At 28.7% G+C, this 24,075-nt stretch carries 26 protein-coding genes; 4 read left to right on the plus strand and 22 right to left on the minus strand.

The window, feature by feature from the left end; translation table 11 throughout:
- Nucleotides 1-52: 52 nt before the first annotated feature.
- From ABHC41_RS07970 to ABHC41_RS08015, 10 genes are all read right to left on the minus strand, one after another.
- Nucleotides 53-709 carry a hypothetical protein gene (locus ABHC41_RS07970; protein WP_092923403.1) on the minus strand — a complete coding sequence of 219 codons (657 nt, stop codon included), beginning with the start codon at nucleotides 707-709 and terminating at the stop codon, nucleotides 53-55.
- A 233-nt stretch (nucleotides 710-942) separates the two neighbouring features.
- Nucleotides 943-1,260 carry a PTS lactose/cellobiose transporter subunit IIA gene (locus ABHC41_RS07975; RefSeq protein ID WP_092923400.1) on the minus strand — a complete coding sequence of 106 codons (318 nt, stop codon included), beginning with the start codon at nucleotides 1,258-1,260 and terminating at the stop codon, nucleotides 943-945.
- A 12-nt stretch (nucleotides 1,261-1,272) separates the two neighbouring features.
- Nucleotides 1,273-1,998: a chitin disaccharide deacetylase gene (chbG, locus tag ABHC41_RS07980; protein ID WP_092923397.1), complete on the minus strand. Its 726-nt coding sequence runs from the start codon at nucleotides 1,996-1,998 to the stop codon at nucleotides 1,273-1,275.
- Between the two features lie 9 nt (nucleotides 1,999-2,007).
- Complete coding sequence (locus ABHC41_RS07985) at nucleotides 2,008-3,318, minus strand: 6-phospho-beta-glucosidase (protein WP_166506035.1); 1,311 nt, start codon at nucleotides 3,316-3,318, stop codon at nucleotides 2,008-2,010.
- Between the two features lie 33 nt (nucleotides 3,319-3,351).
- Complete coding sequence (locus ABHC41_RS07990) at nucleotides 3,352-4,668, minus strand: PTS transporter subunit EIIC (RefSeq protein ID WP_195581618.1); 1,317 nt, start codon at nucleotides 4,666-4,668, stop codon at nucleotides 3,352-3,354.
- Nucleotides 4,669-4,690: 22 nt separating this feature from the next.
- Nucleotides 4,691-5,002 carry a PTS sugar transporter subunit IIB gene (locus ABHC41_RS07995; RefSeq protein ID WP_092923391.1) on the minus strand — a complete coding sequence of 104 codons (312 nt, stop codon included), beginning with the start codon at nucleotides 5,000-5,002 and terminating at the stop codon, nucleotides 4,691-4,693.
- Nucleotides 5,003-5,111: 109 nt separating this feature from the next.
- Nucleotides 5,112-5,816 carry a GntR family transcriptional regulator gene (locus ABHC41_RS08000; RefSeq protein WP_092923388.1) on the minus strand — a complete coding sequence of 235 codons (705 nt, stop codon included), beginning with the start codon at nucleotides 5,814-5,816 and terminating at the stop codon, nucleotides 5,112-5,114.
- 255 nt (nucleotides 5,817-6,071) lie between these two features.
- Nucleotides 6,072-7,427: a 23S rRNA (uracil(1939)-C(5))-methyltransferase RlmD gene (gene rlmD, locus ABHC41_RS08005; RefSeq protein ID WP_271893587.1), complete on the minus strand. Its 1,356-nt coding sequence runs from the start codon at nucleotides 7,425-7,427 to the stop codon at nucleotides 6,072-6,074.
- A gap of 22 nt (nucleotides 7,428-7,449) precedes the next feature.
- Nucleotides 7,450-8,172, minus strand: coding sequence for a pseudouridine synthase (locus tag ABHC41_RS08010; protein WP_092923382.1), 723 nt, complete (start codon nucleotides 8,170-8,172; stop codon nucleotides 7,450-7,452).
- The gene (locus ABHC41_RS08015; protein WP_092923379.1) at nucleotides 8,172-8,501 is read right to left on the minus strand and encodes a DUF1904 domain-containing protein; all 330 of its coding nucleotides are present in this window, start codon (nucleotides 8,499-8,501) and stop codon (nucleotides 8,172-8,174) included. Before ABHC41_RS08015 ends, ABHC41_RS08010 begins: the two co-directional genes overlap by 1 nt.
- Nucleotides 8,502-8,675: 174 nt before the next feature.
- On the opposite strand from ABHC41_RS08015, the gene fba reads away from it, so the two are divergent.
- Nucleotides 8,676-9,539, plus strand: a complete 864-nt coding sequence (gene fba / locus ABHC41_RS08020) for a class II fructose-1,6-bisphosphate aldolase (RefSeq protein ID WP_092923376.1) — start codon at nucleotides 8,676-8,678, stop codon at nucleotides 9,537-9,539.
- Between the two features lie 89 nt (nucleotides 9,540-9,628).
- On the opposite strand, the gene ABHC41_RS08025 is transcribed toward fba, so the two are convergent.
- The 7 genes from ABHC41_RS08025 to ABHC41_RS08055 form a co-directional block, all read right to left on the minus strand.
- On the minus strand, nucleotides 9,629-10,114 hold the full coding sequence (locus ABHC41_RS08025) for a hypothetical protein (RefSeq protein WP_092923374.1): 486 nt from the start codon (nucleotides 10,112-10,114) through the stop codon (nucleotides 9,629-9,631).
- Nucleotides 10,115-10,145: 31 nt separating this feature from the next.
- Nucleotides 10,146-10,709, minus strand: coding sequence for a hydrolase (locus tag ABHC41_RS08030; protein WP_092923372.1), 564 nt, complete (start codon nucleotides 10,707-10,709; stop codon nucleotides 10,146-10,148).
- A gap of 112 nt (nucleotides 10,710-10,821) precedes the next feature.
- On the minus strand, nucleotides 10,822-11,625 hold the full coding sequence (locus ABHC41_RS08035) for a hypothetical protein (protein ID WP_092923371.1): 804 nt from the start codon (nucleotides 11,623-11,625) through the stop codon (nucleotides 10,822-10,824).
- Nucleotides 11,626-11,717: 92 nt separating this feature from the next.
- Nucleotides 11,718-12,410, minus strand: a complete 693-nt coding sequence (locus ABHC41_RS08040) for a metallophosphoesterase (RefSeq protein WP_092923369.1) — start codon at nucleotides 12,408-12,410, stop codon at nucleotides 11,718-11,720.
- A gap of 121 nt (nucleotides 12,411-12,531) precedes the next feature.
- Nucleotides 12,532-13,332: a GTP pyrophosphokinase family protein gene (locus tag ABHC41_RS08045; RefSeq protein ID WP_092923368.1), complete on the minus strand. Its 801-nt coding sequence runs from the start codon at nucleotides 13,330-13,332 to the stop codon at nucleotides 12,532-12,534.
- Nucleotides 13,333-13,389: 57 nt separating this feature from the next.
- A complete protein-coding gene (locus ABHC41_RS08050; protein ID WP_092923365.1) occupies nucleotides 13,390-14,301 on the minus strand; it encodes an MBL fold metallo-hydrolase in 912 nt (303 codons plus the stop codon).
- A gap of 12 nt (nucleotides 14,302-14,313) precedes the next feature.
- On the minus strand, nucleotides 14,314-15,042 hold the full coding sequence (locus ABHC41_RS08055) for a YkgJ family cysteine cluster protein (protein ID WP_092923362.1): 729 nt from the start codon (nucleotides 15,040-15,042) through the stop codon (nucleotides 14,314-14,316).
- 143 nt (nucleotides 15,043-15,185) lie between these two features.
- Here ABHC41_RS08055 and ABHC41_RS08060 point away from each other — a divergent pair, with 143 nt between their 5' ends.
- Nucleotides 15,186-15,437 (plus strand): hypothetical protein, encoded by a 252-nt coding sequence (locus ABHC41_RS08060; protein ID WP_092923359.1) that lies wholly within the window; start codon nucleotides 15,186-15,188, stop codon nucleotides 15,435-15,437.
- Nucleotides 15,438-15,651: 214 nt separating this feature from the next.
- A complete protein-coding gene (locus ABHC41_RS08065) occupies nucleotides 15,652-15,987 on the plus strand; it encodes a hypothetical protein (protein ID WP_092923356.1) in 336 nt (111 codons plus the stop codon).
- A 74-nt stretch (nucleotides 15,988-16,061) separates the two neighbouring features.
- On the opposite strand, the gene adhE is transcribed toward ABHC41_RS08065, so the two are convergent.
- On the minus strand, nucleotides 16,062-18,698 hold the full coding sequence (gene adhE / locus ABHC41_RS08070; protein ID WP_092923353.1) for a bifunctional acetaldehyde-CoA/alcohol dehydrogenase: 2,637 nt from the start codon (nucleotides 18,696-18,698) through the stop codon (nucleotides 16,062-16,064).
- 589 nt (nucleotides 18,699-19,287) lie between these two features.
- Here adhE and ABHC41_RS08075 point away from each other — a divergent pair.
- Nucleotides 19,288-20,202 (plus strand): manganese-dependent inorganic pyrophosphatase, encoded by a 915-nt coding sequence (locus ABHC41_RS08075; RefSeq protein WP_195238339.1) that lies wholly within the window; start codon nucleotides 19,288-19,290, stop codon nucleotides 20,200-20,202.
- A gap of 288 nt (nucleotides 20,203-20,490) precedes the next feature.
- Here ABHC41_RS08075 and ABHC41_RS08080 read toward each other — a convergent pair whose 3' ends face one another.
- The 4 genes from ABHC41_RS08080 to ABHC41_RS08095 form a co-directional block, all read right to left on the minus strand.
- Entirely contained in the window at nucleotides 20,491-21,015 is a 525-nt protein-coding gene (locus ABHC41_RS08080; protein ID WP_092923347.1) for a peptidylprolyl isomerase, read from the minus strand.
- Between the two features lie 138 nt (nucleotides 21,016-21,153).
- The gene (locus tag ABHC41_RS08085) at nucleotides 21,154-21,747 is read right to left on the minus strand and encodes an ATP-binding protein (RefSeq protein WP_092923344.1); all 594 of its coding nucleotides are present in this window, start codon (nucleotides 21,745-21,747) and stop codon (nucleotides 21,154-21,156) included.
- Nucleotides 21,748-21,894: 147 nt separating this feature from the next.
- Nucleotides 21,895-22,644: a patatin-like phospholipase family protein gene (locus ABHC41_RS08090; protein ID WP_271893575.1), complete on the minus strand. Its 750-nt coding sequence runs from the start codon at nucleotides 22,642-22,644 to the stop codon at nucleotides 21,895-21,897.
- A gap of 16 nt (nucleotides 22,645-22,660) precedes the next feature.
- Nucleotides 22,661-23,959: a M18 family aminopeptidase gene (locus ABHC41_RS08095; RefSeq protein WP_166506042.1), complete on the minus strand. Its 1,299-nt coding sequence runs from the start codon at nucleotides 23,957-23,959 to the stop codon at nucleotides 22,661-22,663.
- Between the last annotated feature and the right edge of the window lie 116 nt (nucleotides 23,960-24,075).

Here is a 24,075-nt window from a genome sequence, read left to right on the forward strand (position 1 = left end):
TCCAAAACATAATTGCATTACTATGTTTTGAATTTATTATATTTTTATTCTACTAAAAACTTTTTAATTTTGATTTATTTGCCATTGCTAGTATAAGCCCTAGTGCTATAGATGCAAATGCAGACACTATAACTTGATATTGTGGTTCAAATAAAAATACAATCGTATGGCAAGGTATCCAGAAAAATGGTATAGTTTTTAACACTGTGAAATCAATGTACGTATACCAGTCGATTTTATTTGTTATATCTCTAAGACTTACTCTTCCTCCATTTTTATAATGTCTTATATCTATGTACGTATCTGTACACTTATGAAATAAAAATACTGCTGGTGATTGTAATATATTCATAATCGCACTTGTCAAAAATGCATGTGCAAAAATAGACTCTTTAAAAGGAAGCTTTCCCATCTCTTGAGCAGCCTCTACACCTTTAGAGAATACTGGCAATCCTAATGTTATAACAATACCTATTACACCCCAAATAATCGCTCTAAACATAACTCCATTTGGTTGCTTCCAGTACCCATAACTTATTCTCATACCTAGTAACTCTCCCATTGTAGCTAAGACCGCAAATTTAATAAATCCACTTACATATGGATACTCTCCTGTTACAGTAATGAATAAATCCCTACTAACTGGTATAACTAATATAAGTATCCAGATAAGAAGAATTCCTCCCCATATAAAATCCCCTTTTTTCATTAATGTCCCCCCTTGATATACTTTACATTTACTTAGTATATTTTCTTCATTAAGTATTAATACTCCTCTAATTTACACAATTTGCTATATCATAATTTGACTATATTAATACAACTTAATATATATTTAAAAATATATGACAAACTATCTTAAAGAATATAATCAATATACTTTTTATAAAATACAAAAGAGTATTGAATTTAATTCAATACCCTTTTGTATAAAAAAATATTTTACTTACTTTCTAATTTTTCGTATAAATCTATAAACTCTTCTGCTAACTGCTGAAAATTCATGGCATTCATCAAATGATCTTGTGCATGAACTAATAAAACACTCACTTCTGTTTTGCTTCCATTAGCCTCACCTTGTATAAGCTCTGTTTGGAATCTATGAGCTTTAGTTATTACTTCCTTAGAATTTTTCATAGTTTCTCTTGCTGCTTCTATATTCCCCTTTTTAGCTTGGGCTATTGCTTCAAAAGCTAATCCTTTTGCGTCCCCTGCATATCCTATTATGCCAAATGATATTTCAAATATTTTTTCATCCATTTAAAAAACCTCCTAAATGTCCCTGTAACTACTCAATTCAAAGTTATCATTTAAATACTTTTTAACTTCCTCTGATGTCAATATCTCATGCTCTTTTGTTCTTTGCATTGCATAAGATGTAGAGTTTAAAATATATGCATCTAAGTATGCTGGATGAGTCATTATATCTAAAGCGTCATATTCTTTTAAAGTATTTATATTCTTCTTAAAGTAATCAATTTCCACATTATCACTATAAAAAGTATCTAACATAGGTACTACTTTTGAATATTCTAGATTATATTCAAATCCACCTCTTATTGGTAACTTATACTTTTCTATTATCCTTTCAATAACTGGCTGTAGTTTCTTTAAAGTATGAACATGGTGATGACTATCAAGATGAGAAATTTCAGTGTATTTCTTTACTTTTTCTATTTGAGCACAAAGTTCTTCATAAATTTCATCTAAGTTCATCTTATCTATTACATCATTAGTGATTCGCCTAAAAAATCTTCCATTTCCGTCTACTAGGCTTTCCAAATTAGGAAGTACTGGTCTATTACAACTAATAGTCATATGGACTCCACATGCCAAACCTGGATTTTCCTTTAAAAGTTTCATAGCATGCTCAAATCCTGGCATATTAGCCATAACTGTTGTAGATTTTACTACTCCTTCTTTATACGCTGATATTATCCCGTAATTTACAGCTTTACAATATCCAAAATCATCTGCATTTACTATAAGTTTAGTCATAAATTTCACCTACTTATTAAATTGAGGTAAGTACTCTTTATGAGCCTCTAACATCTCATCTAATATAGTTTTTGCTAAATCATCTGAAGGTATTAATGGGTTGATACAAAGTGCTAATAATGCACTTTCGTAATCTCCATATACGGCTGCTTTGGCTGCCAATATTTCAAAAGATTTTATATCACTTACTAAACCATCAGTACACTGCGGAAGATATCCCATTGATAAAGGTTTTGGTCCTTCGCTAGTTATTACACTACTAACTTCAACAGCTTGATCATCTCTAAAGTTTCTTATGGCTCCATTATTTAATGTATTAACTACTTGTATATCCCTTTTATCATTGTATATAGAACTTATTAAGTTACAAGCTGCATCACTATAATATGCTCCTCCCCTTTTCTCAAGTTGAGGTGGTTTTATGTCTAAACTTTCATCTTTATAAAGTTCAAATAGTTGCCCTTCTAATTCTTTAACAACTTGACCTCTTGCTTTACCTTTTTTAAATTCTTCTAATTCTTCATCTAGCATCTCTTTAGTTTTATAATAATATCTATGGTATGGACAAGGTATAGCACCTAAAGCTTTAACAAACTCTGGGTTAAAATCTATTGCCTTTATATTTTCCATACTTATTTTAGAACTTACAAACTTATCTATTGCTTCCTTTGTGACATCTTTGCCATCCAAAATAACATTAAGCCCATATACCATATGATTAAGTCCAGCAAAATCCATATATATTCTATCACTTTCTACTTCAAATAACTTTGCAACTCCATTTCTAACACCTATAGGAACATTACATAATCCTACATAGTTTTTGAAGTTTGTGTATTTAAATACTGCTTCAGTTATTACACCTGTTGGATTTGTAAAATTTATTAACCATGCATTTGGACATAACTCTTCTATATCTTTTATTATATCTAGTATAACTGGTACAGTGCGAAGGGCTTTAAACAGCCCTCCTGCACCATTAGTTTCTTGACCTATTACTCCATGTGATAAAGGAATACTTTCATCTTTTATTCTAGCATCTAATAATCCAACTCTTAATTGAGTTGTTACAAAATCTGCACCTTTTAAAGCTTCTCTTCTATCTAATGTAAGGTTAATTTTAATATCTAATCCAGATTTTTTAATCATTCTCTTGGCAAGATTACCTACTATTTCTAATTTTTCTTTCCCTGCTTCTATATCTACAAGCCATAGTTCTTTAACTGGTAGCTCACTATATCTTTTTATAAATCCTTCTATTAATTCGGGGGTATAACTTGATCCTCCCCCTATTGTAACTATCTTAAGACCTTTTTTCATAATCTTCTACCACCCAATCTCTATGATTATTAACTAACCTTGTTGTTTAGCTAATCTTTTTTTTGCCATTCTTTCATCTGCAACTACAAATGGTAAATATATAACAACAGATATTATTAAGTTAACTGCTGCTAATGCTCCACCAGTCCAATGCCCTGTAGCCATTATTCCACTAAATATTGGAGGAGTTATCCAAGGAATTTTTGCCATTAAAACTGGTGCTACTATCCCACTGGATATAGCTAAGTATGAAGTTATTGTACATAATACTGGCGCTAGTACAAATGGAATCATGTATATTGGATTTAATACTATTGGCATACCAAATATCATAGGCTCACTTATATTGAAACATGCTGGTGGTCCACCTAAAGCTATCATTTCTTTACGTCTTCTACCTGCTATTATTAATGCTATTATTAATCCAAGTATCATCCCTGAACCACCTAAGTATACAAATGCATCTAAAAATGCTCCTGCAAATACATGGTAACCTTCTGTTGCTCCTGCTGATGCTAACTCAGCATTTTTACCACCTAATTCCATTAATATTGGCTCTACTGCAGGAAGTGCTATGTTTGCACCATGTAATCCAAATATCCATAAAACATGGATAAACAATACTGTAAACACAGCCCCTCCTAAAGAGTCAGCCATACCAGTTAAAGGTTTCGATAAATATGTTGATAATAAATCATTTATAAATAATCCGTTTGATAAAAGTTTTACTATTATACCTATTATACCTACTATAAATAACGCTATTACTCCTGGTAATAATTTTGCAAATGATCTAGAAACTGCTGGTGGTACACCATCTGGCATTTTTATAGTTAACCAAGTTACTTTAGATAATCTTACATAAATTTCTGTTGTTACTAGTGCTACTACCATAGCAGTAAATAGTGCATTAGTTGACACATAACCCCAAGGTATAAACCCCCACCCTGAAACTGCCTCTCCTGCCTCAGTTACTATGTCTGCAGTTTGAGGAGATAACACTAAAAATCCACATAATGCTAGAAGTCCTGCTTGTAAACCATTTGCTTCATATGATTTTGCTAAAGAATAGGCTACTGACACAGCTAAAAATAATGACATCATTGCAAGTGATCCCCACCATAAATCGCCTCCAAGTGCAGATATTTGTTGACCAACTGTAGTGTTAGCTAACATATCTTGGTAAGGTTTTAATGGTAAGTTTTTTATAAGTGATCCAAATGCCCCAACCATAGTTACTGGTATCATAGCAATGAAACCATCTCTTATTGCTACTAAGTGTCTTTGTGAGCCAACCTTAGATGCTATTGGAACTAAATGTCTTTCCATAAAGTTCATTAATGCTTCCATTTTGATTATCCCCCTTTTTAATTTACTTTGAATTATATAACTCCATTGCTCTATCTAATACAGCTTTACCATTACATGTTCCATAGTGCATCATATTTATAACCTCTACTGGTACATTGTGTGGCTTAGCCATCTCTGTCGCTTTACCTAATATATATCTAACTTGCGGTCCTAATAATAAAACGTCACAATTTCCTATTTCCCTATCTAAGTTAACTTCTGATATAGCCCATATTTCTGCCTCTATATCTTTTTCCTTTGCTGCAGCCTCCATTTTTGTAACTAGTAAACTAGTTGACATCCCCGCTGAACAAGCTAACATTATTTTTACCATTTTTTGTACCTCCCCAAAATATATTTTATTAAAATTTAAATGTCTATACATTTATTATATATTAAATGTATAGACATTTCAAGAAAACATTTTCACACTATATGTATTTTTATTTAGATATAGCGTTAACGGTTAAAGTATAACCATAATGGTATGTATGAGAGTATTCAAATGCTTCACCGTTATCAAGTCTGCAAACTTGCTTTATATATAATAACGGTTCTTTTCTATCCAATTTTAGATTTTCTTCTAACTCATCATTAGATATGACAGCCTCTACTTCTCTTTCTGATATAGCTATCTTACGTCCGCTAACTTCTTCAACATATTCATATAAAGAACCCTTGCAGTGAGTTTCATTTATATTTGGAAATAGTTTATCTGGCATATATGTAATCATATACGATAATCTCTTATCATTTGCTAGTCTAACTCTCTTTATCTCCCAAACATAATCACCTTCACTTATATTTAGCTTTTCAGAAATTTCATCATCTGATTCTATTTTTTCTAAACTAACTAATATACTTGATACTTTATATCCTTTGCTATTCATCTCTTTTGTAAAACCACTTATAGAAGATATATTGTCATATACCTTACTTCCTAAAACTATACTTCCTATACCCCTCCTCCTTGCTATATATCCTTCTTTAACTAGATTATTAAGTGCTGATCTAACAGTCATTCTTGTTACATTAAATTCTTCGCATAATTGATGTTCTGATGGTATTAAATCTCCTTGATTTAATTTTCCTGAATTAATTAATTCTTTTACATAGTTCTCTATTATTTTATATATAGGTTGACCCATAACTTTCCTCCCTCGGCTTTAGACATGAACTTATTGCCTATTTAATTGTATATACATTTAATAATATATTAATTTGTAACTTTTATAAACTCTTTTGATATAATTTTTATAATAACACTCCTTTATTATATCTTTTATATAGTCTTTGGTTAATATTTCAAATCAAATTATTCAAAGTATACAAAGTTTTTAATTGCTTTACACTTAAAATAAGACCACCTAAATTTATAGGTAGTCTTATTGATATAATCTATATTAAGCTTTTTTTAACTTAACAACAGTTTCAACATGAGGTGTATTTGGGAACATATCCATACATTTAACTAATTCTACTTCGTATCCATAGTTTTTAAATTCAACTAAATCTAATACTAATGTCTTTGGATTACAAGATATATATATTATTTCCTTAGAATCAAATCCACATATATCTCTTATAGCATCTTTGTGTACACCTGGTCTTGGTGGGTCAACTATTATTAAATCTGGCTTTTCTTTTAATTTGTTTACTGTTTTAGCAACATCTCCTGCTATAAATTCACAGTTTGTTAAACCGTTTAATTTTGCATTTTGATTGGCAGCTGCTACAGCTTCTTCTATTATTTCTATACCATAAACTTTCTTAGCAGATCCTGCCATAACTTGTCCTATAGTACCAGTTCCACTGTATAAGTCAAATACTACCTTGTCACTGTGGTCTCCAACAAACTCTCTAGCTATAGAGTAAAGCTCTTCTGCTCCTTTAGTATTTGTTTGGAAGAATGAGAATGGAGATATTTTGAATTTTAACCCTAATATTTCTTCTTGTATATAATCTCTTCCATAAAGAACTCTTAATTCATCACAATTTACTGCATCTGCTAATCCATCATTTATAGTGTGTAGTATACTTACTAATTCTGCATCTAAACCTAAATTTAAAAGCATGTTTTTATACTCAGTCATATCAAAGTCTAGTTGAGAAGATGTAACTATGTTTACCATCATCTCTTTAGTATTTATACCTTTTCTAACTACAAGGTTTCTTAAGTATCCTTTGTGATTAAATGTTCTGTAATATGGTATTTGCTTTTCATTAAAGTAATCTACAGTAGCTTTTAATATATTTATGAAGTCTTGGTCTACTAAATAACATCCATCAACAGTTATTATATCTATATGCTTTCCTTTTTTGTGAAGACCTAAAGATAGTGGACCATCTTTAACCTCATCTCCAAAAGTATATTCCATTTTATTTCTGTACATTCTTTGCTCAGGACTTCCTTGTATTCCTAAGAATTTGAATCCAAATAACTCTTGTTGTAAGAATAAATCCATTACTTGTCTTTCTTTTATTTGAAGTTGTTTTTCATAAGGAACTGATAATATACTACATCCTCCACATTGATTGAAATGTTTGCATGGCTCTTCTGTTTCTAGCGGTGAGTTTTCTAGAAGTTCTAGCATTTTAACTTCAGCTTTTTTACTTCTAGCTTTTTGGACTACTGCTTTAACTTTTTGTCCAGTTATTCCGCCCTTCATATATATATCTTTTCCATCATATAAACTTACAGAAGTTCCACCGAACTCCATTTTATCTATTTCAAACTCTATTATGTCTCTTCTTTTCACTAAAACTACCTCCGCTCAATTGTTATCTTTCTTCTAATAATTTTATTTCATCTTCTGTTAATTCTCTATATTCTCCTAGCTCTAGATTTTTATCTAGCTCTAATTTTCCCATAGACAGTCTTTTTAAGTATACTACTTTTTTACCTACACTCTCAAACATTCTTTTAACTTGGTGGAATTTTCCTTCATGTATAGTAAGTTCTATTTCTGATATTTCATCACTCTTTAATATTTTAAGTTGTGACGGCATAGTTTCATATCCATCATCAAGCGTAACTCCTTTTGAGAAAGCAACTACATCCTCTTTTGTTACAATTCCTTCTATTTTAGCATAGTAAGTTTTTGGTACATGCTTTTTTGGTGATAATACCCTATGTGCAAGTTGTCCATCATTTGTTAATACCAATAGCCCTTCTGTATCTTTGTCTAACCTACCTACTGGAAATGGTTCAAAAACATAGTATGATGAATCTATTAAGTCTAATACTATTGGGTCATGCTTATCAAAAGTCGCCGATATATATCCATCTGGTTTATTTAACATTATGTACACAAATTCTCTATAGTTTACTTCTTCTCCATTAAAAAGTATTTTATCATTTTCTGGGTCAACTTGAATCCCTGGATTATTTATATTTTTTCCATTTACAGATATCATACCTTGCTTACAGTATTTTTTTATTTCCGCTCTACTACCATATCCTATATTAGAAAGTATTTTATCTATACGTAATTTTTTAGCCATTAAAAATGTTCTCCATTTTCATAGTATTTTTCCTTTTCAAAAACAGTAAATGCTAAATCCATACTTTCTACTTTTAATCCATCCCTTATACTATCTGTTATTATTTTAGCTACTGTGTCTTGGACTTCTTGTCCTCTATCAAACCAAGCTACTTCCACAAATGGATATACATCTGCTATTTTTCCGTCTCTTATTGCTACAGATTTTATACATTCTATTTCAAAATAATCTCTAGGACATTTTACTGCTTCCACTAATTTATCTATCATATTTTCACTTATTTTACATATATCATTTTCATTTATACCTCTTACTTTTATTTGTGGCATATATAATTCCTCTCTTTTCTTAAAATTTATTTAGTTATAGATATTATTATACTTTTAATTACTAGTTATTACAATTTACTATGTACTTTTTTTGTATTAGGGTTATAATATTAATTGATGGGTAAATTTTATATTTGATTATTTTTAATAATTAATTGTATGGAGGGTTTATATATGTTAGTTTCAGCTAAAGACATGTTACAAAAAGCTAGAGAAGGAAAATACGCAGTAGGTCAATTCAACATAAATAACTTAGAATGGACTAAGGCAATATTATTAACTGCTCAGGAAAACAATTCTCCAGTTATATTAGGAGTATCTGAAGGTGCTGCTAAATATATGTGTGGTTTTAAAACTATAGTCAATATGGTTGAAGGAATGATGGAAGAATTAAACATAACTGTTCCAGTTGCTGTTCATTTAGACCACGGAAGCTACGATGGAGCTAAAAAAGCTATGGAAGCTGGTTTCTCTTCAATAATGTTTGATGGTTCTCACTATCCAATCGAAGAAAATATAGCTAAAACTAAAGAAATGGTTGAATTAGCTCATGCTAAAGGTCTTTCTTTAGAAGCAGAAGTTGGTTCTATAGGTGGAGAAGAAGACGGTGTTGTTGGTGCTGGTGAAGTTGCAGATCCAGCTGAATGTAAATTAATAGCAGATTTAGGAATAGATATGCTAGCTGCTGGTATAGGTAATATACATGGTAAATATCCAGAAAATTGGGCTGGATTAAACTTTGATGCTTTAGCTGCTATAAATAATGCTACAGGAAACATGCCATTAGTATTACACGGAGGAACTGGTATACCTGCTGAAATGATACAAAAAGCTATATCATTAGGTGTTTCTAAAATAAACGTTAATACTGAGTGTCAATTAGCATTTGCTGATGCTACTCGTAAGTATATAGAAGCTGGTAAAGACTTAGAAGGTAAAGGATTTGACCCTCGTAAGCTTTTAGCTCCAGGGTTTGAATCTATAAAAACTACTGTTAAAGAAAAAATGGAATTATTCGGATCAATAAATAAAGCTTAATTCCTTTTAAAAATTAAATGAAAAGAGCATCTTTGTATACAGATGCTCTTTTTTATTTCTATATTAATCTTTTATATTATTTATAATCCTTAGCTATAGAATTTTGATGCTCCTACTAACTGTCTTTTTCCTACTATTTTAGATAGGTTAGCTAATGATGCTATTTTTATATCCTTGAAGCTAACTAAAAATACAAATTTAAAATCTGTAAAAGATTCATCTATATTATAAATATCAAAGAAACATCTTACATTATCAAATAAATATTTATCCTGAAGTTCTTCTTCAATTTCATCTGTAGCATCTTTTAAATATGCTCTTACATCTTCAAATAATACTTGGAAATAGCTTTCGTCTAAGTCTTCTCCTATTTCATCTAGTACATCTTCTATATCTTGCATATTAAATACATCTTGAGACAGTTTGCAGTCAAATGCCATTATACCATCTTGATTAATTGTATTTGATATATCTCTTGTATATTCTATATCTGGTCTTATTTTGATGATTTCTTTAACATCATTGCTATTTATGCTTATATTGCCTTTTCGATTTTCTACTTTTAATTCGACCATAAGACCACCTCCCCCTATAGTATTGCTATGTTTACTTGTACAATTCTATGAATTTATCTATGTCTTTCCAAGTGTCTACTCTTGTTATATTATCATGTTCTACACCTTGATTGTAGTTGGTATTTATTAGTAGTATTTTCATACCTTCACTTGCAAGTTGCATTGCATTTGATGGATTGTCTTCTATAAATATATTGCATTCTAATTCTTTAGCTTTAGCTATTTTATCGTGACTACCTAATAAGTGAACATCTATATCAGAAAATCCTTTATCGTTTAACCATCTTGTAGTTATCTCTGTAAGACTTTTATCTCTTGCCGTTACAAAATATAAGTTGTGGCTATTAGCTAACCACTTTTCTATAACGTCCTTAGCATATTCTACTATTTCTGCTTCTTCATAAGAATGCATACAGCTACTATGGAATTTATTTAATATTTCATCCATGGTATCACCATATAATTGTTCCCAGTTATAAGTTACACATTCTTCTTCTTTTATATTTTTATTATATATCTCATTTAAGTACGGAATAAAATGATATGGACTTGTTATAGTTCCATCTATATCTATACATATATTTAATCTTCCCATACATACCTCCCTGATTAACGTTATAATCGAAAATTATATCATATGTTATATTATAAATCAAAATTTATGCATTATAGTATATTTAAAGCTTATCATAAAAGATAAGCTTTTGTTATTTTATATTTAGACTTAGCTTATCTATTCTATCCTTAAAATTTGCTATGTGCTCATCAGATAAGCTTAAATACTCTGTTATTTTTCCAATATATTTTGGATTCTTACTTTCTACTAAGTTTATAGACTCGTTCATAGCCTTTTCTCTTAGCTCATAAGCCTTTTTAACATCATCTCTTGCATTGCTTAGTATTGTAGTATATTGTTCATCTGAAAGACTAGGTATATCCATACTTTCATAAAGTTCTATAACTTCTTTACATTTTTTGCTGGCATATTTTAAGTCATTTTCTATAGTCGGTAATTTTTTTATACTCTCAGATATATTTTTTGTATAAGGAATACAATCCCTCATAGGAATTAATGCTTTTCTTTCTATATTGTAAATTTCTTTTTTGAAATCACTAATTATTTCTTTATCAGTTTTTTTAATAACTTCTACTTCTTTATCCTGATTTAATTCTACTTCTTTTGATTCTAGTGCTACTTCATTTGATTTATCTCCTTTACTTTCATACACTTCACTGTCTTGCTTATCTACTTTATAAATTTCATCAATATTCTCTTCTTTGCCTACATTATCCTTATATTCGTATGGCTCATCATTAACATAACTGTAATAATATATAGCTTCTCTGATTTTATTTAATCCACTCATATAAAGATTTGTTGCTACTATCATTGTAACTAATACAACATAAATACTACTATATATGTACGATCTTCTCAAATTTTTATAATTTCTAAATAATATTATCAAGGGGATAAGATACAAAAATAAGAATACTAATATCCATCTCATCATTAACATCTCCTTCTTTTGTATATTTAAACAAAAATCCCCCAATTTTCATATTTTAACCATATATAATAGTATTTACAATTTTAAGATTATTAATCTAATATTTTTATTAATTTAAAATCAGTGTAATCACAAGATGCTAATATATATTCAATTCCATTTCTTACACCTCTTAATCCCATTTTAAATGATTCTTTTCCGTGCAAGTGTCCATATATAACTTTTTCAACTTTATATTCTTCATATAATTTAGTGAATAACGATTCTTCAAGTTTATCATTAGTAGGAGGATAGTGAGTGATAACTATAAATTTAGTATGTCCTTTCTTCTTAGCAGCTTCTAAAGATATTCTTATCCTATTTTCTTCTCTCTTATATATTTTAGCGTCATTTTCATCAAACTTAAAATCATTCGGACATATCCATCCTCTTCCTCCACAAATAGCATAATCTTTGTATTCATAGAAATTAGTTTGTAAAAAGTTCATATTATCATACTGCTTATTTAATGCTGTTACAGTAGTCCACCAATAATCATGATTGCCTTTTATAAATATCTTTTTCCCCGGCAAATTATCTATTATATCTAAATCACTTCTTGCTTCGTCTAGATTTATTCCCCAAGAAGTATCTCCTAATACTAATACTAAATCTTCATCACTTACTTTCTCTTTCCAGTCTTCTATTAACTTTTCCTCATGACCTATCCAATTCTTTCCAAAAACATCCATAGGCTTATTTACTGATGTTGAAAAGTGTAAATCTCCTATTGCATATAAGTTCATGTCTTTTTTCCTTTCTTATGTAACTTTTCTTATATATTCTATATTAATACCTATAGTTTAAATTTAAATTCAATTACTATACTATTATATAAAGAAAGTTATCCATGAATATGGATAACCTCTATCTAACTTTATTATTGTTATTGTAAAATTCTAATAAATTATCTACCTCACTTTGAAGATGTAATATTTCTTCTATATCTTGTTCATTATCTATTTTATCTAGCCTTCTTTGATATATAAGCGCTTTATGTGTTTCTCCTAGATTATATAATTCTTGAATCTTACTAAGTACATCTCTTACTGTAACTGATTTTACCTGGCACATAACTTGAGCTTTCATTATATCTTCTCTTATCTCGCTCATTTCTTGATCTAATAGGAATGCTGCATCAGATGCTCTTCTTAATCTAACTGCTAATTCCTCTGGTATGTAATGTTCATATTTATATTTTAAAGAATGTTCTATAGTTGCCCAAAAGTTCATAGCTAAAGTTCTTATTTGGATTTCACACAATATTTCTTTTGAACCTGCTATCGTATTTATAGGATATTTTATTATAACATGATAACTTCTGTATCCACTATCCTTAAAGTTTTTTATATAATCTTTTGCATATACTATACTCATATCACATCTATTTTGTATAAGTTCAACTACTGTATATATATCTTCTACAAACTTACACATTATTCTTATACCTGCAATATCTTCCATCTCACCCTCTATATCTTCAATTCCTAGGCGCTTTGATTTAGATATTATAGAAGCTATTTTTTTAGTCCTTCCTGTTACAAACTCTATAGGACAGTATTCTCCTTTTGCTAAGAATTCTTTTCTTATATTCTTAAACTTAACTTTTAATTCTTCTACTGCATGGTCATAAGGTGTTAGTATTTCATCCCATTTTTCAAATTCCATCGTACTCACCCTTTATCTTATTTTGAGTCTTTTTTAACATATCTATTTTAGCATAATTTATTTTTTTTTGGTACAATAAAGCAATTCTCCATCATTTAATATATAGTCTATTTCATCTAAATCAGCTAAATAGCTTATCATCGAAACTAAAGATGACTTAAAAAAATGATATTCTTTATAATTGCACTTTAAATTATTATCTATTATAATTTTTTTTAATAATTCTTCTAACGTTATTGGTACATTTAAATCTTCTCTTACTTTATTTAAGTACTTATCAATAGCATTTAAATGCATTTCTGTTATAAACTTAGAATCTTTTTTACTTATTACTTCTTTACTATGCCCTAAGACTAAATAATCAAAATCTATTTCTTTTAATTTCATTATTGAGTCTATTTCTTTCTTTATATCATACAAAAATAAGAAATCATACTTTTTAAGCATATCTAAGCCTATTAGAAGGTCTCCAGTAAATAAAACTTTATCTTTAGTTAATATTCCTATGCTTCCTTCAGTATGTCCCTTTAAATCTATTATTTCAAATTCTTCATTATTTAATAACAGACTTCCTTCTTTTGCTATTTTATCTACTTTTATTTCATCTAATGATTTATTTTTTAATTTATCCACAAAAAATCTATTATATTTACCACCCATTATATATTTGCCAAATAGATAAGGCTTTTCTATATATAATTTAGCTTCATCTGATGATAATATACAAATATCATTATAATACTCTTTAAATTGGTTACACGCTCCATAATGATCATCATGTTCATGTGTATTTATTATAAAATTTACCTTGATATTTTTTTCTTCTAACATATTTATAATTCTCTTAGGTCTTGAACCAGCTAACCCAGGATCTATTATCAAAGCTTTATTATCATCAAAAATATAAACACCAGTGTTAGTTCCACCCTTTATATAAAATGTGTTTCCTTTTATTTTTTTAAGCTCCATTTAATCACCTAATTATAATAGTATCTTTTTTAATCTTTTTAATGCTATCTCTCTTACCTCTTCATCTTTTGATAATCTTATTTTTATATTGTAAGCAGTATCATCTTTTAATAAAGCTTCTATAAAATATTCAACTATACCTCTATCTTTAAAATCTATATCTATAATACCTTTAGAATATAACTTAGAATCTAGTATCATTAGCTCATCTGCAAAACTTAATCTAGTCGATTTATCTAAATATCCATTTTGGGGTTTAAAATCCTCACAGTATTTTATTTTGTAATTAACAACTTTTTCACTTATATCAAATCCATACTTTGATTTCATAAGATCACTATATTCTCTATTCCTTTTAGTTATATTTGATAAATTTTTATTATAATCCTCTTTTTTCCAATGACCAAAAATTCTACAATTTAGTGGCCTCACTTCATATATTAAACATCTGTTATTTTCATCTTTAAATGGACACGCACTCTTTTTAGTAAATTCTAAAAAATAGTAGTCTATAATTTTACTTAAACTTGTCTTTCTTAATTCATCTTTGTCTAATAAGTAGCTATATATATTAATAAATTCAATTAAATTTATACCTACTGATTCCATACAACAATTACCACAGCCAGTACAATCTCCACTTGGTAGTGATTTGTAAGTATCATTTAACTTATCAAACAGCTCATTTTCCTTACAATAATTTATACAATTTAAAATATCATTTCTATTTATACTAGCCATTATTATTACTCCTTGTTATAATTATTAGGTTAATACAAAAACTTATTATATCACACTTTTTATTAGTGTGATACGAATTAGTTAAGTGAAGAAAAATATTTACTTAAGAAATAAATATTCAATTTAACATACAGGAGGTAATCATGACTAGATATACAAAAATAATAAACATGATGGATAGTTATTATACAAAGGATTATGAAAAACAAAAGAAAAATATAACTAAAGTTAGGGAAGTTAGAGAAGAAACAGTTAGAAAGTTCTTCTTACAAGGTGACTGTGAAGTTCTAGTTGTGCTAGAAGAAAGTGGTAGAGAAATTCTTATAGATGATTTTTCATCTGATGACGATATAAGAAAATACCTTGGACCTAAGTTTATAAACAAGAAGAGATAGATTTAAAAATATTTTATAAATTTATGTATAGATTAAAGTTATCTGTCCATAATAGTAATATAAAATTAAATATTTAACTCAATCTCCCCCAAATTAAGTCTTCGTTCCCCCAACGAAGGCTTTTTATTTTTCAAAACATTTTACAAATGTATAGTTAGCTATCATTCTATAATGTATAATATATAAAAAAACTTTCGGTAGAAGAGGTTGTAAAATGGTAACTTTCGGTAAATTAAACTTAGATACAGACTTTGAATACAGAGTCATAAGGGAAGAAGAAAATGATTTAGACTTATTTATAGACTTAAACTATCGCAGCTTAGATATTAAACTAGAAGATTCAAATTTCTTTAATTCAAGAGTACAGTTTCCATTTGTTAGGTCTATTATATTAAGATTAAACAAAGAGAGCGATATTATTACTATGCATTTAATGAGAGACATTGATTTATTCTCTGCTTTTGCCAATTTTGAAATTAATATCTCTAATTCTATAATAAGCATAAAAAATGAATATGAAAAAGTTGTTATGTACAAGTCTATAAAATAAAGAGGGAGCCTTAATAAGGCCCCTCTTTATTTTATATTTTAATGTTCAATATACTTTCTTAATTTTTGAACTATTTACTTAGTTTTCTTATCTCCATATATTGTCTTATATATTTCTACTAACTCTGATACTAATGGTTGTCTTGGGTTAGCTGGAGTACATTGGTCATCAAAAGCATCTAATGCTAACTTTTCTATAGCTCCCATATATATTTTTTCTTCTATACCACATTCTCTTATAGTCATTGGCATATTTAATTCTCTCATTAAGTTTCTTATAGCTTCTACTAAGCTCTTAACTCCTTCTTCTGTAGTGTTAGCTTTTAATCCTAACATCTTAGCTATCTCAGCATATTTCTTATCTGCTACAAAAGATTTGTATCTTGGGAATGCAGCAAACTTAGTTGGCATAGATGCATTGTACTCTATTACGTATGGTAATAATATAGCATTTGCTCTACCATGAGGTATATGGAATTCTGATCCTAACTTATGAGCTAATGAATGGTTAATTCCTAAGAATGCATTGGCAAATGCCATCCCTGCCATACAAGATGCATTGTGCATTTTTTCTCTAGCTTCTTTACCTTCTTGAGTATTTGCTCCTTTATATGATTTTGGTAGATATTCAAATACCATTTGTATAGCTTTCATAGCTAAAGCATCTGTATAATCAGTTGCCATTACAGAAACATAAGCTTCTATAGCATGAGTTAATACGTCTAATCCTGTATCTGCAGTAACAGCTGCTGGCACAGACATTACAAATGTAGGATCTATTATAGCTACATCTGGAGTTAACTCATAGTCAGCTAAAGGATATTTAATATTATTAACTTTATCAGTTATAACTGCGAAAGAAGTAACTTCTGAACCAGTTCCTGAAGTAGTTGGTATAGCCACCATCTTAGCTTGTCTTCCTAATTTAGGGAATTTATATATTCTCTTTCTTATATCCATAAACTTAAGTCTTAAATCTTCAAAGTCTGCTTCCGGATTTTCGTAGAATAACCACATACCTTTAGCAGCATCCATTGCAGATCCTCCACCTAAAGCTATTATAGTATCTGGCTTGAACTTTCTCATAGCATCAGCACCATTTAACACTGTATCAACAGATGGATCTGGCTCTACATCAGCAAATACTTCTATCATAACTGGGTTTCTTCTTTTTCTTAAATGATATTGTAATTTTTCAACATATCCTAATTGAACCATCATTCTATCAGTAACTATCATTACTCTCTCAACTTGTGGTAGTTTTTCTAAGTATTGTATAGATCCAACTTCATGATATATTCTTTCAGGTACTTTAAACCATTGCATATTTACTCTTCTCTTAGTAACTTTCTTAAGGTTTATTAAATTTACCGCTGATACATTATCTGTAGTTGAGTTATTACCCATAGATCCACATCCTAGTGTTAATGATGGTGTATTCACGTTATATACATCTCCTATTGCTCCGAAAGTAGATGGCGCATTTACTAATAATCTTCCTGTTCTTACTTTCTCGCTAAATTTTAGTATTATGTCATCATTTTCTGAATGTATAACCGCTGAGTGACCTAATCCACCAAATTCAGTCATTTCTACACATCTTTGTATTCCTTCTTCAGCATTTTTAACTTTTAAGCAAGCAAGTACAGGACTTAACTTTTCTTTTGATAATGGGTAATCCATACCTACACCTTCTATTTCAGCTACTAACATTTTAGCATCTTTAGGTACTTCAAATCCTGCCATTTGAGCTATCTTATAAGGACTTTGCCCAACTATATTAGGATTTAATGTTTTAGTTTCTGGATTTATAACTGTTTTTTCTAATAATTCTCTTTCTTTTTTGTTTACAAAGTAGCAATTGTATCCCTTCATTATATCTACTACTTCATTGTATATTGGCTCTTCTATTATAACTGCTTGCTCTGAAGCACATATCATTCCATTGTCAAATGTTTTTGATAATATTAAATCGTTAACGGCTTGTTTTATATCTGCTGATTTTTCTATAAAACAAGGTACGTTTCCTGCCCCAACCCCTAAGGCTGGTTTACCTGAAGAGTAAGCTGCCTTAACCATTCCAGGTCCACCAGTAGCTAATATTAATGCTACTTTGTTATTTTTCATTAAAGCACTTGATGCTTCTAATGATGGTTCTTCTATCCATTGTATACAATTTTCTGGAGCTCCAGCTTCTATAGCTGCATCTCTTAAAATTCTAGCAGCTTCTGCTGAACATTTTTGAGCTGATGGATGGAAGCTAAATATTATTGGATTTCTTCCTTTTATAGCTATTAATGATTTGAACATTGTTGTTGAAGTTGGATTAGTAACAGGTGTAACACCTGCTATAACTCCTATTGGTTCTGCAACCATCATGTAGTTTTCTTCATCATTTTCTTCTACTACACCAACAGTTTTTGTATATTTTATACTATTATAAACATATTCTGTAGCGAATATATTTTTAGTTACTTTATCTTCAAATATTCCTCTTTCAGTTTCTTCTACTGCCATTTGTGCAAGTTCTATATGCTTATCAAGACCAGCCTTAGCCATAGCTTTTACTATCTTATCTACTGCTTCTTGGTCTAATTTTAACATTTCCTCTTTAGCTTTATTTCCTTTTGTTACTAAATCGTTTATCATACTTTCTACAGTTAGTTCTTGCTTTTCTTTTACATTTTTAACTTTTTTTAAATCTTTAGTCATTATGCTTTCCTCCCAGGCAATTTATATAAAACTGTGTTAGTTATTTAACAAACTATCTATGTTTAGATAATACATCACATAAATAAAACTGTCAATATTTTTTGTTAAATTTTTATCTTATTTGTTTTATGAAATCGTTTTTATAGTTTGTTTTAATTTTCTGCATCTTTGTTTATAAGTTAAAATTTATTTTAAAATCTTACTTTAAGTATTTAAAATTCATTTAATTCTAATAGTTAATTTTTAATCAAACTATTTATTTTTGTATTTTTACATTAGATTGAATATTATAGTAATTTTTAATTTACTTATTTTAATAATATTTCAATATACTATATATTTTCACAGGAATACCCTATTTGTTATCGCTATTACTAAAATTGGCAATAATATAATATACTTTTTTAAATTTTTTATTTTTTAAACAATTTTTTTAGTTATTTTGATATAATATCTTTGTTATTAACAAATATATTTATAATACATATTAAATATTGGTACTATTAATTATAGATATAGTGTTTTATTCTCTTATATAGAGGTTTATTTTTAAAATTAATACATAATTTTGTGAAAGGAGTTTTTTTGTATGACATTACTAGTTTTCGGGCATAAAAATCCAGATACAGATTCTATATGCTCTTCAATTTCATTAGCTTACCTAAAAAATCAATTAGGTGAAGAAGCTACTGCTTATGCTTTAGGGGAGGTAAGAAAAGAAGCTCAATACGCTTTAAATCACTTCAATGTTGAAGCTCCTCAAATATTAAATATAGATGATTTAACTAATAAAAATGTAGTTTTAGTTGATCACAATGAATACGCTCAAAGTGCAGATGCTATAGAAAATGCTAATATAGTAGAAATAATTGACCATCATAAAATAGGTGGTATAACTACAGATGTACCTATATCATTTAGAGTAATGCCTGTTGGATGTACTTGTACTATAATTTACAACATGTTTAAAGAAAATAATGTTGAGGTTCCAAAACATATAGCTGGACTTTTATTATCTGCTATATTATCAGATACATTATTATTTAAATCTCCAACTACTACAGAAAAAGATAAGTTAGCTTGTGAGGAATTAAGTAAAATAGCTGATGTTGATATGGAAAGCTATGCTATGGATATGTTTAAAGCTGGTACTTCACTAGATGAATACAGCATAGAAGAAATAGTTAATATGGACTTTAAAGAATTTGATATGAGTGGAAAAAGAGTTGGTATAGGTCAAGTATTCACTTTAGATATAGATTCTATATTTGATAAAAAAGATGAATTTTTATCTTATATAAACTCTACTGATTACGATATGTTAGTTCTTGCTATAACTGACATAATAAAAGAAGGTTCTTACCTAATATACAAAGCTGAAGATAAAGTAATATCTGAAGCATTTAATGTTGAAGCTCATCAAGGAGTATTTGCTGAGGGTGTAGTTTCTAGAAAGAAACAATTAGTTCCAAATTTAACTTCTGCTATTAAGAATAATTTATAATAATAAATAAAAAGTATTTATAATGATTTTATAATCTTTTATAAATACTTTTTTGTTTACTATAATATATTTAATATATAGAAAAAGGAGCTATCTTTAATATAGATTAGCTCCTTTTTCATATGTTATAAATTTAAATCGTCTACTTATAAATAATGTAGATTAATAAAATGGTTTAATTTCTGTATTTTGTGTGTTTTGTGTGTTTCGGTTAGGATTAAACCTTATAATATTTTAAAATAATTTAGTTAGATTGTAAATAGTTATTTTTTACCTTTTAGAAACTAACTAGCATTTTTCAACATCTGAATAATCTTTTCCAAATGTCTCCACTGTTACAGACTTCATAATTTGAGGAGTCTTAGGCTTGTCAGCTCTATCTGTCGCAGTTGTAGCTATTTCATTAACAACGTCCATTCCTTCTATTACTCTACCAAATGCAGCATATTGTCCATCTAAATGTGGAGAATTTTTATGCATTATGAAAAATTGTGATCCAGCTGAGTTTGGAGCCATAGTTCTAGCCATAGATAATACTCCAGCTTCATGCTTTAAGTTATTAGTGAATCCATTTCCTCTGAATTCTCCCTTTATAGAATATCCTGGTCCACCCATTCCATTTCCATTAGGGCATCCACCTTGTATCATAAATCCTTCTATTACTCTGTGGAACCCTACTCCGTTGTAGAATCCTTGGTTTACTAGTGTTACAAAGTTTTTAACTGTGTTAGGAGCTATATTGGGATATAATTCAGCTACTATTTTCTTTCCATTTTCCATTTCTATAGTTACTATTGGGTTTTTAGTTTCCATTTTTTTAATTCCTTTCTTCTTATCTTTATGTATTTTCTATTTATTATTATATACTAACTTTGAAATAATTCTCTACATATTTGAATTATAAAGTAATTATTTTTGTATAAGTAAAATAAGCTACTATATAATAGTAGCTTATTTTTCTTCTCCATCTAATTGTGGAGTATCTTGATATTTTATATCTAATAACTCTAATATTTGCTTAGCTCTTTCTTTTGTAGAGCCTTTAACTTCTACAAAGTTTACATTCTCAGCTTTTAAGAAACTTAATATAGCTTCATCTATTTTAAGAGCGATTTCTTCATCTTGCCATCTTACACCATCTTGCACATATCCAAACTCTCGTGGCACATATATTATAGTGTCATAGTTTTGTATATCTTCTATTGCTAGACAGTATAAATCTTTAAGTATTTGTATTTCTTTTTTACTTCTTTCCTTATTTCCTAACATAAATCTTCCATATATGTAAGGTACGAAAGTAGCATAGTCTGTTAGAGCATAATCAAATGTTGATAACTCATCTTCTATTCTCTTTTGCCCTAAGTATATTCCGTATTGTTCAGATATAGTCTCTATCATACCCTTATCTTTTAAATAATCAGTTGAGTATTCTAAAGCATATCCTACATTTAATCCTGCTATTTTCATTTCAACGTATAGGTGTTGTATTAGTGTAGTTTTACCACATCTAGGCCCACCTAAAACTGCTATTCTCTTAGTTGCCATTATTTATATCAACTCCATAATTTATATTCTTTTTAAGGAACTTTTATATTATACTAATATTTAGCAGTTTATTCAATGTTTTTGATACAATTCTATATATTTACATAGAAATGTTCATATTTTAATATTTACTCTAAAAAAACTATTCTATATGCACATAGAAAAATTCTTTCCTATTTCATATCCTTCATTGTATATTTTTTTACAAAATTCTTTTTCAAATCTTAATGTAGCATTTTTTTCAAAAGGTTTTTTAGGCTTTATTATAAAAATATTGTCTTTACCAAATTTATCGCTTATTTCTGCAGGTAGTTCATATTCTGTATGTGTATCTATTATTATTATTTTATCTAAGTCTTGTTCTACTAATGGCTGTATTAATGTATTATTAACTAATCCTCCATCAAGATTAAATCCATCATATAGCCCTTCACTTACATCTTTCATAAACTGCTGTCCTAGCGGTAAAGTTGCTTTTGGGTTACATGGTAATAAAGAACTATACTTAATACTTTCTAAAGCTTTAGACTTATCTACATCTTTTATATTCATTATCTTTTCATTTAGATTTTTATTTTTTATTTCTATATAATTAACATAAAAGTCTATTTCCGCTTCTTTACTTACTTCTAAAGTTTTTAATCCTTCTATCACATAAGAATTATCCACAGTATTATCTATTATTTTGATATCGTTTGCAGGATCTATTTCTATATTTGTCCACATATCCTCTAACTTTTCAACATTTCCTGTGAATATATAATATCCATTAATTGCTCCTATAGATGTTCCCGATATTGCACTAAAATCTAACCCTCTGTCATAAAGAGCCTTTATAACTCCTGCTTGATAAGCTCCTTTAGCTCCTCCTCCAGAAAGGCATAATCCTATTTTCATCTGTCTCATCTCCTATTTATATTTCATAAAATTTATTAAATGTCTTATATATACTATAATGATCTTTTACACTTCCTAATTCTCTTATAGAGTGCATTGCAAGTATTGGTGAACCTACATCAACAGATGGTATATCTATATGTGTTGATGAAATTGGCCCTATAGTACTTCCTCCTCTTTCATCTGATCTATTTACAAATTCTTGATACTTAACGTTAGCTTCTTTGCATATAGCTTTGTATATAGATATTGAGCTGGCATCACTTGTATATGCTTGATTTGCATTTATCTTTATAACTGGTCCTTTACCCATTACTGGTTTGTTTGTTGGGTCATGCTTTTCTCCTAAGTTTGGATGCACTGCATGTGCTAAATCAGCTGATATAATAAATGAAGAATATAATGCTGTAAAGAATTCTTCTCTTGATTTACCTAAAGATATACATATTCTTTCTAGTATGTTTAATAACATATTAGAATCTGCACCTTGTTTAGTAGAACTTCCTACTTCTTCATTATCAAATACAGCTACTAAATTTACACCATTTTTACCATTAGCATTTATAAGTGCATGTAAACTAGCATGTGCCATTGATAAATTATCTAATCTGCTTGTTGATATAAACTCCTCATTAGGACCCATTAAAGAACCTTTTTCATATTCATATAAGAATAAATCAAAGTCTAATATTTCTTCCTTATTTATACCTAGTGACTTACTTATTTCATTTATTAAGAAGTTATCTTTTTCTAAACTTTCGTTTATAAGACCTACTAAAGGTAACATATCCTTTTGTTTATTTAGTGCATATCCATCATTTACTCCTCTATTTAAATGAATAGCTATATTTGGTATGATACATATTGGTTTATTTATATTTACCATTTTTTCTACTGGATTTAATATACTTTCTCCCTTTAATACAACCCTTCCAGCTATGGCTAAAGGTCTATCTAACCAAGTATTTAATATTGGTCCACCATAGCATTCAGTATTTAATTTTAAGTATGTACCTTCAGAACACATTTCAGCATTTGGCTTTATTCTAAATGTAGGTGAGTCAGTATGAGAACCTACTATTCTAAATCCTTCTTTTTCTATGTTATTAGAGTTAACCTCAAAGGCTATTATAGCAGAAGAATTCTTTGTTACATAATACTTCCCATTTACTTCTATGTTCCATATATCATCTAATTTTAATTCTTTAAAGTTATTATCCTCTAAAAGCTTTATAGATGTTTCTACTGCTTGAAATGATGTTGGACTTTTATAAATAAAATCTATTAAATCTTTAGCAAATCTCTTTTGTTCCATTTTGTAGCCTCCCTAGTAAATGTAAATTAATGTATTTCTACATTATAAATATATTATAATACTAATTTTCCCAATCTTAAACAGAGTATTTTAATCTTTAAAATAAAGATTTACTA

The organism is Romboutsia sp. 1001216sp1 (assembly GCF_039841805.1).
Classification (GTDB): domain Bacteria; phylum Bacillota; class Clostridia; order Peptostreptococcales; family Peptostreptococcaceae; genus Romboutsia_C; species Romboutsia_C hominis.

Coding starts and splice junctions, on each gene's coding strand:
- chbG (WP_092923397.1), bottom strand. CDS start 1,998: ATGACTAAACTTATAGTAAATGCAGATGATTTTGGATATTGTAAAGCT.
- ABHC41_RS07970 (WP_092923403.1), bottom strand. CDS start 709: ATGAAAAAAGGGGATTTTATATGGGGAGGAATTCTTCTTATCTGGATA.
- ABHC41_RS08075 (WP_195238339.1), top strand. CDS start 19,288: ATGACATTACTAGTTTTCGGGCATAAAAATCCAGATACAGATTCTATA.
- ABHC41_RS08035 (WP_092923371.1), bottom strand. CDS start 11,625: ATGAGATGGATATTAGTATTCTTATTTTTGTATCTTATCCCCTTGATA.
- ABHC41_RS08025 (WP_092923374.1), bottom strand. CDS start 10,114: ATGGTCGAATTAAAAGTAGAAAATCGAAAAGGCAATATAAGCATAAAT.
- ABHC41_RS08045 (WP_092923368.1), bottom strand. CDS start 13,332: ATGGAATTTGAAAAATGGGATGAAATACTAACACCTTATGACCATGCA.
- ABHC41_RS08010 (WP_092923382.1), bottom strand. CDS start 8,172: ATGGCTAAAAAATTACGTATAGATAAAATACTTTCTAATATAGGATAT.
- ABHC41_RS08085 (WP_092923344.1), bottom strand. CDS start 21,747: ATGGCAACTAAGAGAATAGCAGTTTTAGGTGGGCCTAGATGTGGTAAA.
- ABHC41_RS08080 (WP_092923347.1), bottom strand. CDS start 21,015: ATGGAAACTAAAAACCCAATAGTAACTATAGAAATGGAAAATGGAAAG.
- ABHC41_RS08000 (WP_092923388.1), bottom strand. CDS start 5,816: ATGGGTCAACCTATATATAAAATAATAGAGAACTATGTAAAAGAATTA.
- ABHC41_RS07975 (WP_092923400.1), bottom strand. CDS start 1,260: ATGGATGAAAAAATATTTGAAATATCATTTGGCATAATAGGATATGCA.
- fba (WP_092923376.1), top strand. CDS start 8,676: ATGTTAGTTTCAGCTAAAGACATGTTACAAAAAGCTAGAGAAGGAAAA.
- ABHC41_RS08015 (WP_092923379.1), bottom strand. CDS start 8,501: ATGCCACAAATAAAAGTAAGAGGTATAAATGAAAATGATATATGTAAA.
- adhE (WP_092923353.1), bottom strand. CDS start 18,698: ATGACTAAAGATTTAAAAAAAGTTAAAAATGTAAAAGAAAAGCAAGAA.
- ABHC41_RS07990 (WP_195581618.1), bottom strand. CDS start 4,668: ATGGAAGCATTAATGAACTTTATGGAAAGACATTTAGTTCCAATAGCA.
- ABHC41_RS07985 (WP_166506035.1), bottom strand. CDS start 3,318: ATGAAAAAAGGTCTTAAGATAGTTACAATAGGGGGAGGATCAAGTTAT.
- ABHC41_RS08055 (WP_092923362.1), bottom strand. CDS start 15,042: ATGGCTAGTATAAATAGAAATGATATTTTAAATTGTATAAATTATTGT.
- ABHC41_RS08030 (WP_092923372.1), bottom strand. CDS start 10,709: ATGGGAAGATTAAATATATGTATAGATATAGATGGAACTATAACAAGT.
- ABHC41_RS08065 (WP_092923356.1), top strand. CDS start 15,652: ATGGTAACTTTCGGTAAATTAAACTTAGATACAGACTTTGAATACAGA.
- ABHC41_RS08050 (WP_092923365.1), bottom strand. CDS start 14,301: ATGGAGCTTAAAAAAATAAAAGGAAACACATTTTATATAAAGGGTGGA.
- ABHC41_RS08095 (WP_166506042.1), bottom strand. CDS start 23,959: ATGGAACAAAAGAGATTTGCTAAAGATTTAATAGATTTTATTTATAAA.
- ABHC41_RS08090 (WP_271893575.1), bottom strand. CDS start 22,644: ATGAAAATAGGATTATGCCTTTCTGGAGGAGGAGCTAAAGGAGCTTAT.
- ABHC41_RS08060 (WP_092923359.1), top strand. CDS start 15,186: ATGACTAGATATACAAAAATAATAAACATGATGGATAGTTATTATACA.
- ABHC41_RS07995 (WP_092923391.1), bottom strand. CDS start 5,002: ATGGTAAAAATAATGTTAGCTTGTTCAGCGGGGATGTCAACTAGTTTA.
- ABHC41_RS08040 (WP_092923369.1), bottom strand. CDS start 12,410: ATGAACTTATATGCAATAGGAGATTTACACTTTTCAACATCAGTAAAT.